The organism is Streptomyces sp. IBSBF 2435, from assembly GCF_036815005.1.
Classification (GTDB): Bacteria; Actinomycetota; Actinomycetes; order Streptomycetales; family Streptomycetaceae; genus Actinacidiphila.
In genome coordinates, this window is the sequence record NZ_JAJSYW010000016.1 from 1 (window position 1) to 10,140 (window position 10,140).

Annotated in this window: 8 protein-coding genes and 1 pseudogene; 6 read left to right on the forward strand and 3 right to left on the reverse strand. The window is 73.8% G+C overall.

All coding sequences use genetic code 11. The features are described from left to right. Positions 1-195 precede the first annotated feature (195 nt). Together V7E46_RS05225 and V7E46_RS05230 are read left to right on the forward strand one after the other, a co-directional pair. Positions 196-516 (forward strand): annotated as a pseudogene (locus V7E46_RS05225) (short-chain fatty acyl-CoA regulator family protein); the annotation flags it as partial. Between the two features lie 243 nt (positions 517-759). Further along, positions 760-1,677, forward strand: coding sequence for a cobalamin-binding protein (locus V7E46_RS05230; protein ID WP_333767301.1), 918 nt, complete (start codon positions 760-762; stop codon positions 1,675-1,677). A 69-nt stretch (positions 1,678-1,746) separates the two neighbouring features. Here the strand turns inward: V7E46_RS05230 and V7E46_RS05235 are convergent, their stop codons facing one another. Then, entirely contained in the window at positions 1,747-2,052 is a 306-nt protein-coding gene (locus V7E46_RS05235; protein ID WP_333767302.1) for a hypothetical protein, read from the reverse strand. A 103-nt stretch (positions 2,053-2,155) separates the two neighbouring features. Between V7E46_RS05235 and V7E46_RS05240 the strand changes: the two genes are divergently transcribed. Then, the gene (locus tag V7E46_RS05240) at positions 2,156-2,764 is read left to right on the forward strand and encodes a TetR/AcrR family transcriptional regulator (RefSeq protein WP_333767303.1); all 609 of its coding nucleotides are present in this window, start codon (positions 2,156-2,158) and stop codon (positions 2,762-2,764) included. On the opposite strand, the gene V7E46_RS05245 is transcribed toward V7E46_RS05240, so the two are convergent. Then, positions 2,742-3,029 carry an STAS domain-containing protein gene (locus tag V7E46_RS05245; RefSeq protein WP_333767304.1) on the reverse strand — a complete coding sequence of 96 codons (288 nt, stop codon included), beginning with the start codon at positions 3,027-3,029 and terminating at the stop codon, positions 2,742-2,744. The genes V7E46_RS05240 and V7E46_RS05245 overlap by 23 nt on opposite strands. Next, positions 3,029-7,171: a SpoIIE family protein phosphatase gene (locus V7E46_RS05250; RefSeq protein ID WP_333767305.1), complete on the reverse strand. Its 4,143-nt coding sequence runs from the start codon at positions 7,169-7,171 to the stop codon at positions 3,029-3,031. Before V7E46_RS05250 ends, V7E46_RS05245 begins: the two co-directional genes overlap by 1 nt. A 201-nt stretch (positions 7,172-7,372) precedes the next feature. On the opposite strand from V7E46_RS05250, the gene V7E46_RS05255 reads away from it, so the two are divergent. The 3 genes from V7E46_RS05255 to V7E46_RS05265 all read left to right on the forward strand — a co-directional run bounded on the left by V7E46_RS05255 (position 7,373) and on the right by V7E46_RS05265 (position 10,032). Beyond that, complete coding sequence (locus V7E46_RS05255; protein ID WP_333767306.1) at positions 7,373-8,701, forward strand: PP2C family protein-serine/threonine phosphatase; 1,329 nt, start codon at positions 7,373-7,375, stop codon at positions 8,699-8,701. After that, complete coding sequence (locus V7E46_RS05260) at positions 8,698-9,054, forward strand: STAS domain-containing protein (RefSeq protein ID WP_333767307.1); 357 nt, start codon at positions 8,698-8,700, stop codon at positions 9,052-9,054. Before V7E46_RS05255 ends, V7E46_RS05260 begins: the two co-directional genes overlap by 4 nt. 183 nt (positions 9,055-9,237) lie before the next feature. Continuing rightward, a complete protein-coding gene (locus V7E46_RS05265; RefSeq protein ID WP_333767308.1) occupies positions 9,238-10,032 on the forward strand; it encodes a cysteine hydrolase family protein in 795 nt (264 codons plus the stop codon). Positions 10,033-10,140: the final 108 nt, after the last annotated feature.

A 10,140-nucleotide genomic window follows, 5' to 3' on the forward strand; every position in this document is an offset into this window, starting at 1 on the left:
GGGTACGGGGGGCGGGGGCGGGTCCGCCCGGGCTCAGTGGAACTGCTCCTCCTCGGTGGACCCGCTCAGCGCGGTGGTCGAGGACGCGGGGTTGACGGCGGTCGAGACCGGGTCGAATTGGTCGGCTCGAAGGCGTTGAGCGGTCCGCCGAAGCCGGCCTCGGCGTCGGCGACGATCGGCGCGAGCCAGTCGGTGGTGCCCGACGGGCAGCGCTACCTGTGGACCGCCCGCGCGGTGACCCGGCACCGGGGCGGCTGGGGCGAGCCCGGCAAGACCTTCGCCATCGGGCTCGGCTGCGAGATCAGGCAGGCGTCCCGGCTGGTCTACTCCGGCGGCCTCGACCTCGGCAGCACCTCCGCCGCCGTCCCCATCGGGATGGGCTGCCGGCTGTGCGAACGCACCGACTGCCCCCAGCGCGCCCTGCCGCAGCTGGGCCGCCGGCTGGCGATCGACGAGCACAGCAGCACCTTCGTCCCCTACCCGGTCGTGGAAGAGGGCGGCCTCGGCGAGATCTGACCGCCGCGGGCGCCGCTGTCCGAGGTCTCCACCGGATAGGGGACGTAGCTGCGGCGGCCTGTCCCGGCCGCCTCCCGACAGGCCGCCGACCGCGCTCGGCCGGGCGGCACCGGCACCGGCGGCACCCGCCGACGGGCCGATGTCCACCCCTGCCCCTGTCCACGCGGGTCGACCGGCGGCGGGGGCCGCTCCGGATCGGCGGACAGTGCGGCGGGCGGGGCGCGAGAGGTCTACCGTTCCGCCATGCGCATCGTCTCCCTGCTCCCCGCGGCAAGCGACATCGTCGCCGAACTCGGCCTCGGCGGCCACCTCGTCGGACGTACCCACGAGTGCGACTGGCCCGCCGCGGCGGTCGCCGCGGTGCCGGTGGTGACCTCCGCCGAATTCGACTCCGACGCCTTGAGCAGCCGGGAGATCTCACAGGCGGTGGGCGGGGCGGCGCACCAGGGCTCGTCCCTCTACACCCTCGATACCGGGCTGCTCGCCGAGCTGGCGCCCGACGTGGTGCTGACGCAGGACCTGTGCCGGGTGTGTGCCGTCTCCTACGAAGCGGTGGCCGACTCGGTACGGGTGCTCGACGGCGCGGGACCCCAGGTGATCAGCCTGGAGCCGCGCACCCTGCCCGACGTGCTGGCCTGCGTGCTGCGGGTCGGTGACATCCTGGGGGTTCCGCAGGCCGCGGTCCGCCGGGTGGCCGAGCTGAGGCAGCGCCTCGCCGCGGTGCGCGCCCAGGTGGCGGGCAGGCCCCGGCCGCGGGTGGCGGCGATCGAGTGGCTGGACCCGCTGTGGCCGGCCGGGCACTGGGTACCCGAGCAGATCCGCTGCGCCGGGGGAGAGCCGCTGCTGGCCGAACCGGGGGAGCACACCGGCTCCATGGACTGGGCGGCGCTGATCGAGGCGGCGCCCGAGGTGATCGTGCTGATGCCGTGCGGCTTCCCGCCGGAACGCACCCTGAAAGAGGCCGACCTGCTCTCCCGGCACCCGGCGTGGGACGACCTGCCGGCCGTCCGCGACGGCCGGGTGTGGGTCCTGGACGGTCCCGCCCACTTCAACCGCCCGGGACCCCGGGTGGTGCGCGGCGCCGAGATCCTGGCGCACGTCCTGCACGGGGTCCAGCCGGGCGAGCCGGTCCTGGCGGCGGAGGCCCACCGCCTGGCGTGACCCGACCAGTCGGCGGCGGCCCGGCACCGGCTGCGCCTCCGGCGTGAGCCCCCCGCCGCCCCGCCGCGGTCAGTTGCTGACGGCCGGGTCGCCGAGCGGTGCGGTCAGCCGGGTCAGGCCGGCGTCGAGCAGCGCCTCGCTGACGACCCGCTTGGACTCCCGCAGGGCCGTCTCCTCGTCCACCGCGTCGAGCCGTACGCGCACGTCGGCATTGCCGGTGGGGGCGTCGGTCACGAACTCGCCCCCGTATTCGGTGAAGGAGGCGTCCTCCGGGGCGGCGTCGCGGGCCTTGATGGCGTCGCTGATGACGCTCATCTGCTCGGGCGTGAACGGGGCGGCCGGGTGGACGGGGACGGTGACGACGTAGCTTGGCATGGGGCAACGGTAGTCGGCCCGCGCCCCGCGGCCCGGTACGGCGGGGCCGTTTCGCGGGACGGCGGCGGGCCTCACCCCCGGCCGCGCGGAGCTGGCCGGCGCCTTGTGGCGTGTCGCGCTGCCCGACGGCTTCGACGCGGTGAGCGTCCGCTCGGTGGCCAAGGAGTCCGACTGGTCGGCCGGGGCGCTGCGGCACTACTTCCCCGACAGGACCGAGATGGTGCTGTTCGCCGTCGACTTCGTGGTGGAGTCGGTACGGCAGCGGATCGGCGGCGCGGGCGCCGCCGCGGGCTCGCTGTCGCCGGAGCCGGTGCAGGCCACCCCGGAACGGCTGCTGCCGCTGGACGACGAGCGGCGGCTGGAGTCCGGGGCCTGGTTCGCGCCGGTGGCGCTCGCGCGCCGCGACTCCTCGGCCGCGCGGCGCCGCGCCGAGGCCGACGAGCTGATCCGCGGCGCCGTGGACAGCGCCCTGGCCGGGCTGGCGGAGCTGGGCAGACTCGGCCCGGCCGTACCCGGGCCGCGGAGACGGCGCGGCTGCACGCCCTGCTGGACGGCATGGTGGTGCAACTGCGGGCCCGGCCGCCGCGGTTGTGCCCGCAGGAGGCGCGGGACATCCTGGCCGGGCAGCTGGCGGAGCTGGCCGCCTGGGGCCCGCCGCCGGGGCGCTTCACCCCGTAGCGGTCACGGCCCTAGGCGTCGTGGATGGTGGTGAGGTCCGCGAGGCCGGAGATGGTCAGGACGGGTCTCAGCAGCGGGTTGGCGATGAGTTCGATCCGCTCGGCGTGCGGGAACAGCACGCTCAGGCCCGCGCTGTCGAGGTATTCGATGCCGGTCAGGTCGAGCACGAGGGGGCCGGACGTGCTGTCGAGGGCGGCGGCCAGCGCTTCGGTGTTGCTCATGTCGATCTCGCCGGTCGCGGTCAGCAGGGCGGTGCCGTCGGGCCGCCGGCCGGGGGTGAGGGTCAGGGGCGTGGTCATCAGGAGATCCTCGTGTGCATGTCGACGGTGGTGCCGGACGGGCCGGGGGTGATGGTGACGCGCTGCATCAGGGCGTGCATCAGGCTCATGCCGCGACCGCGATGGGTGTTCAGCTCGGGCTGGGGGGTCTTCCAGCGGCCCGAGTCGGCGATGGTCAGGTGCAGGTCGTCGACAAGTGCCTCGGCCCGGAAGTAGACGGGGTTGCCGGGAGCGTCGCGGTGGCCGTGCTCGATGGCGTTGGCACACGCCTCGCCGACCGCGACCAGCACGTCCTGCACCGTACGCGGCGGCAGGTCGCACCGGTCGAGCCAGCCGCGCAGGGCCTTGCGGACCGGGGCGAGCTGGGCGGACTCTGCGGGGAAGGACATCTCCAGCGGGGCGGGGTGGCGGTACAGCAGCAGGGCGACGTCGTCGTCGTAGCCGTCGGCGGGGGCCAGCCGGCTCATCACGTCGGTGGCGAGGTCGTCGATGGCGGTGTTCCGGCCGTCCTGCATGACCTTGCCCGCCTGGTCGATGCCCGCGCTGAGCGGGCGCCGGCGGCGCTCCACGAGACCGTCGGTGTACAGCAGCAGGGTGGAGCGGGCCCGTATCGTGCAGGTGCCGTCGGGGCGGGAGACGTCGGGGCGGACGGCCAGCGGCAGGGAACGCCCGTCCTCCAGCAGGTTCGCGGTGCCGTCGGGATGCACGAGGATGCCGGGCGGATGGCCGGCGCTGGAGTAGGTCAGCTGCCCGGTCTCGGTGTTGAGGACGCCGCAGAAGAGCGTGGTGCAGACCGCGCCGGGGACACCGGCGGCGAAGCGGTCCAGGGCCATCAGCGTCTGGGCCGGCCGGGCGTCCTGGAGCAGCAGGGCGCGGCAGGCGCTGCGCAGCTGCCCCATGACGGTGGCGGCCTGGAGGCCGCGCCCGACGCAGTCGCCGACGACGATGCCGATCCGCCCGTCGGGCAGCGGGACGGTGTCGTACCAGTCGCCGCCGACCTCCAGCGGCTGGGTGGCCGGCTCGTAGCGGACGGCGAAGCCCTCGGGCAGGTGCGAGGGGCCGAGGATGGCGCGTTGCAGGGCGATGGCGGTCTCGCGCTGCTGGTCGATCTGGTGGGCGCGGGCCAGGCCCTGCGCGAGGTGGCCGGCCAGCAGTGACAGCAGCAGCTGGTCCTCACCGGTGAAGGGCCGCCGCTCGCCCAGGTCGATCCACAGGACGAGCGGGCCGTCGGGGTGCTCCAGCAGGATGCCGGCCCCCAGGGGGTCGGCGACCGGGGTGAGCACCGAGTGCTGGCGCAGACCGGTGACCGCCCGGCGCCTCGCGTCGGGCAGGTCGTGCCAGCTGAGGCCGTCGTCCGTGGCCGTCAGCGCCGGCACGTCGCCGCGTTCGAAGACCGCGGCCATGACCGTCTGCGCGCGCCACAGCTTCTTCAGCTCGTCCAGCGCGCCGCCCAGCGCCTCGGACAGGCTGGTGGCCCGGGACAGGCAGGTCCCGAGGGCCGCCAGGGCGCTTTCGCGCTGGATGGCGTAGTGCTCGGCCGTCACGTCGCGGAAGGTGCCGACGATCACCTTGCGGCCGCTGTCGGGGTCCTGGACCTGGTTGAAGGTCGCGCTCACCCACATCCGGTGTCCCTCGCGGTGGGTGACCGGGACGGTGTAGCTGCCCTTCCGGTTGCCGACCAGCCGGCCGAAGGCGTTCCGTACCGTCGCGTGGGCCTCGGGATCGGTGTCGGCGTCCGGCCACCACGGCTGGAGCGGCGCGTACGGCAGGCCCTCGGTGCCGTAGCCGAGGATGTCGGTGAAGGCCGCGTTGATCTCGATGACGGCGCCGTCCTCGTCGCAGACGAAGAACGCCTCCTGCATCGAGTCGACCAGCGCGGTGCGCCAGCGGGCGTGGTGGCCGCGCAGCCGTGCCAGCTGGATGTTCGCCCGGGCGCGGGCCAGGAGTTCGGCGGCGGCGAACGGCTTGACGAGGTAGTCGTCGGCGCCGGCCTGCAGGCCCTCGATGGACGCCTCCTGCCCGGCCCGGGCGGACAGCAGCAGCACCGGCACCGAGGCGGTCCGCGGGTCGCTCCGCAGCGCCGCGACCAGGGCCAGGCCGTCCAGGCGCGGCATCATCACATCGCTGACCACCAGGTCGGGGGCCGTGGCGCGGACGGAGTCCAGCGCCTGCTGCCCGTCGTGGACCGTGCTGACCCGGTATCCGGCGCCGCGCAGCAGGCGGGAGAGGTACTCGCGCATGTCGGCGTTGTCGTCGGCGATCAGCACCCGGCCCCGGTTCTCGGAACCGGTCACCGGCTCGTTCAGCTCCGCGGCCTGCGAAGGGTCCTGCTCACCGGGCAGCCACCGCAGGGCCTCCTGCACGAACGGGTCGGCGGCGGTGGGGGCGGCGTCCGCGCCGCTCTCCAGGAGGACGGCGTCGGCGGGCAGATGCCCGGCCCCGAACGGCAGGCGGATGGTGAAGCGGGTGCCCTCGCCCGCGGCGGACTCGGCGGTGATGGTGCCGCGGTGCAGGCCGATCAGCTCCTTGACCAGCGCCAGGCCGATGCCGCTGCCCTCGTTCGAGCGGGAGCGGGCCTTCTCGATGCGGTGGAAGCGCTCGAAGAGCCGGGGCATCTCCTCGGCCGCGACCCCGATCCCGGTGTCCGCGACGGTCACCTCGGCGACACCGTCCACGGTGCGCACGCCGACCCGGATCGAGCCGTCGAAGGTGAACTTCAGCGCGTTGCTGAGCAGGTTCAGGATCACCTTCTCCCACATGCTGCGGTCGATGTGGACCGGCTCGGGCAGCGGGTCGCACTCGACCAGGAAGTCCAGCCCGGCCCGGTCGATCGCGGAGCGGAAGACGCTGGCCAGTTCACCGGTGACCGCGGCCAGGTCGACCGGCTCGTAGCTGGCCTGCATCCGGCCGGCCTCCAGGCGGGAGAAGTCCAGCAGCGTGTTGACCAGCTTGCCCAGCCGAAGTCCGTTGCGGTGGATGACCTCCAGCTCCTCGCGCACCTCCGGGTCCGTGTCCGCGAGCCGGTCGTGCAGCTCCTGGACCGGCCCGGTGATCAGGGCGAGCGGGGTGCGGAACTCATGGCTGATGTTGGAGAAGAACGTCGTCTTCGCGCGGTCCAGTTCCGCCAGTTCCTCCGCCCGGCGCTGCTGGGCCTGGTAGCTGCGGGCGCTGGCCACCCCGGTGGCGACATGGCCGGCCACCAGGTCCACGAAGCCGCGGTAGACCTCGTCCAGTGCCCGGTAGCGGTTCAGGCCGGCCACCATGAAGCCGTACGGTGCGCCGCCCTGCTGGAGCAGCGGCACCACCAGGGCGTGGGCGGGCGGCTCCTGCCACTCGCCGGTCGGCAGGCCGGGGAAGGCGCCGGGGTCGAGCGGCACCAGGACGGACTCGCCGCCGGCAACCGCGGCCGTCGGCCACACGCTGTCCGACCCCGCCGGGAGGCTTTCCGCGGCGGCGGGATGGCCCGCCGCGATCCCGGTGGCGGCGGCGAGCGTCGCGCCGTCGTCGTCGAAGAGGTAGGTCAGCGTGAAGGGCAGGTCGTGCCGGTTCCGCTTCAGCTGCCGGCCGGTGAAGTCGAACATCTCCTGCTCGGTGCGCACCACGCTGGGGTCGGAGCCGAGGTCGCGCAGGGTTGCCATCCGGCGTTCGCCGATGACCCGCTTGGTCTCCTCGCTGACCACGCACAGCATGCCGACGACGCGGCCGGCGTCGTCGCGCAGCGGACTGTAGGAGAAGGTGTGATAACTCTCCTCGGTGTAGCCGGAGCGCTCCAGGAACAGCAGCAGCGCCTCGTCCCAGGTCGCCTCACCGGTGGTCAGCACGGTGTCGATACGGGGGCCGATGTCGTCCCAGATCTCGGCCCACACCTCGCTGGCCGGCCGTCCCAGCGCCCAGGGGTATTTGCGGCCCAGGGTGTCGCGGCGGTAGGCGGCGTTGCAGAAGAACGTCAGGTCGTCGCCCCACGCCATCCACATGGAAAAGCGCGACGACAGCAGGATGCTCACCGCTGTCCTGAGGCTCTGCGGCCAATCGGCCGGCTCCCCGAGCGGCGTGGCCGCCCAGTCCACCAGGGCCAGATCCCGGCCCACTTCCTCATCGGCTGTGAACACGGCGGCGCCTGCCGCGGGGGGCACTTCGAACCCGGCGTCCTCGGAACGTGTCACAGCGCACCCCTTCGTTCATGTCGATGGCCTCCCCGCCGGCCGCTACCAGTGTGCCCCCGCGCGGAACGCGCCACGGACCGCGCGGCCGGGCACCGCGGGACGGCGCCGAGCCGACCGCAGGAGCACGTGGACGCGATCCGTAGAATAGGACAGCCGGGCATCGGACCGGCGCGCACGGCAGCCTGCAGCGGGGGAGACGACATGACGGTGGCCCAGGGCGCCTTCCACCCGCAGGTGAGACGGTCCTCGGCGGACGAGCAGCGGCGGCTCGCCGCGGTGCGCCGCTACCAGATCCTGGACAGCCCGCCCGACGGCGCCTTCGACAAGATCGCCTCCCTGGCCGCCCGCATCTTCGGCACCCCCATGGCCACCGTGTCGATCGTGGACAGCGACCGGGTGTGGTTCAAGGCCGCCCACGGCCTGAAGGACATCAGCGAGATCGGCCGCACCCCGGGCCTGTGCGCCTCCGCCATCGAGCAGGGCGAGCCCTACGTCGTCGGCGACACCCTCGCCGACCCGCGTACCGCCGGGCACCCGCTCGTGCGGGGCGGCCCGGCGATACGCTTCTACGCCGCCGCGCCGATCACCACCGCCGACGGCCACCGGCTGGGCACCGTCAGCATCCTCGACACCCGCCCCCGGCAGCTGACCCGCGACCGGCTCGAAGCGCTCTCGGACCTGGCCGCGCTCGTCATGGACGCACTGGTGCAGCGGCTGTCCGCGCTGCGTACCGTGGCCGCCGAACGCGCGCGGCGCACCGACGCCGAACGCCTGGCCCGCACGTTGCAGCGCACCCTGCTGCCGCCGGCCCTGCCCCCGGTGCCCGGCCTCGACGCGGCCGCCGCCTATCACACCGCCTCCGTCGACGAGGTCGGCGGCGACTTCTACGACCTCTTCCCGCTGGACGACGGCCGCTGGGCCTTCTTCCTCGGCGATGTGTGCGGCAAGGGCGCGGAAGCCGCCGCGCTGACCTCGCTGACCCGCTACACCCTGCGCGCCGCCGCCATCTACGACCCCGACCCGTGCACCGCGCTCGCCAACCTCGACGCGGTGCTCAAAGGGGAGTTCCAGGGCGACAACCCCCGGTTCTGCACCGCCGTCTTCGGCGTGCTCGACGCCCGGTCCGACGGGTCGTTCGCCGTCACGCTGGCCGGCGGCGGCCACCCGCCCGCCCTGGCGCTGCGCGCGGACGGCAGCGTCGAGGCCATCTCGACCACCGGCGGCCAGCTGATCGGACTGCTGCCCGACCCGCACTTCGTGCAGGCCGCCACGCGACTCGCCCCCGGCGACGCGCTGCTGCTCTACACCGACGGGCTCACCGAGGCCCGTACCGCGGACGGCGCCATGCTCGGCGAGGACGGACTGACCCGCCATCTGTCCGCCCACGCGTCCGAGGGAGCCGAGGGCCTGCTGGCGACGCTGCACGACCTCTTCACCGATCTGGGTACCGGGGTCAGCGACGACACCGCGCTGCTCGTCCTTTCCCTCCCCCCGGGCAGCGCCCACTCACCCGTACAGGAGAACAGGTGACCGACCGTACCCTGACCGCCACCCGACGAACCCACCCCGCGGGTGCCACCGTGGTGGCCGCGGCCGGCGAACTCGACCACCACACGGCCAAGGACCTCAGCCAGGCCGTCGACGAGACGCCCTTCGGCCCCGACGCCCCCGTGCTGATCGACCTGACCGGCCTGACCTACTGCGACTCCACCGGCATCACCGTGCTCGTCGCCGCCTACAACCGGGCCCGGCAGTCCGACGCCCGGCTGGTCCTCGTCGGGCTGAACACCGACCTGATGCGGGTCTTCTGCATCGTCGGCCTCAACCAGCTCTTCACCTTCCAGCCGACCATCGAGGACGCCATCACCGCCCTGCGCGCCTGACCGGGGTCCGCCCGCGCTGCGCACTCCGGGCCTCCCGCGAAAACCGGTACAAGCGTCGTCACCCTCTGCGAAACTCAGGCGCGGGATCAACGTCGCAGCGCGTGAGGCACTGGTGAAAGGTCCGAAGACGGCTCGACAGCCCGCACCGGCCGAGAAGGCTTCCGCCACCGTGGAGGGCACACCATGACCGACGACGACGCCGCACCTCTGCGGCACCGCAACCGCTGGCAGTTCGGCGGTGGCGCCATCGACCTGCGCCGGCCGGCGCTGGCCGCGCGGCCGGCGCCGCTGCGCACCGAGCCCGCACCCGTCGTCCTCGACCTATCGCGCACGGCGATCATCGTGATCGACCTGCAGAACGACTTCTGCACCCCGGGCGGCGCCCTGGACATCGCCGGCATCGACGTGACGCTGCTGGCCGGCGCGGTCGAGCACAGCGCCCGGGCGGTCACCGCGGCCCGCGCCGCCGGCGTACCCGTGGTGTGGCTCACCTGGGGCAACCGGCCCGACCGGGCCAACCTCCCGCCGGGCGTGGCGCATGTGTTCGACCCGGAAGGCACCGGCCACGGCATCGGCTTCCGCATCCCCGGCACGGACTCCCGGATCCTGACCTCGGGCAGCTGGGGCGCCGATCTGGCAGCGCCGCTGACCGTCGAGCCCGGCGACATCCGGGTCGACAAATACCGGATGAGCGGCTTCTGGGACACCCCCCTGGACAGCATCCTGCGCAATCTGCGGGTGGACACCCTGCTCTTCGCGGGTATCAACTCCGACCAGTGCGTGTACGCCACCCTCGTGGACGGCGCCTGCGCCGGCTACGACGTCGTCATGCTCACGGACGCGTCCGCGACCACCTCGCCGTCCTACTGCCACGACGCTGCCGTCTTCAACACCCGCCAGTGCTTCGGCTTCACCACCACGACCCCCGATCTGCTCGACGCGCTGGCGGCGGCGCCCGCGGCGGACGTCGACGGCTGACGCGACCGGTCCCGCGCGGGCCGGCGAACCGCGGCCCCGGACATGACGATTCCCCGCGCCCCGCCCCGCGGGGGGGCTAGTTAATTTACCCCCGGGGTGTTATTACAA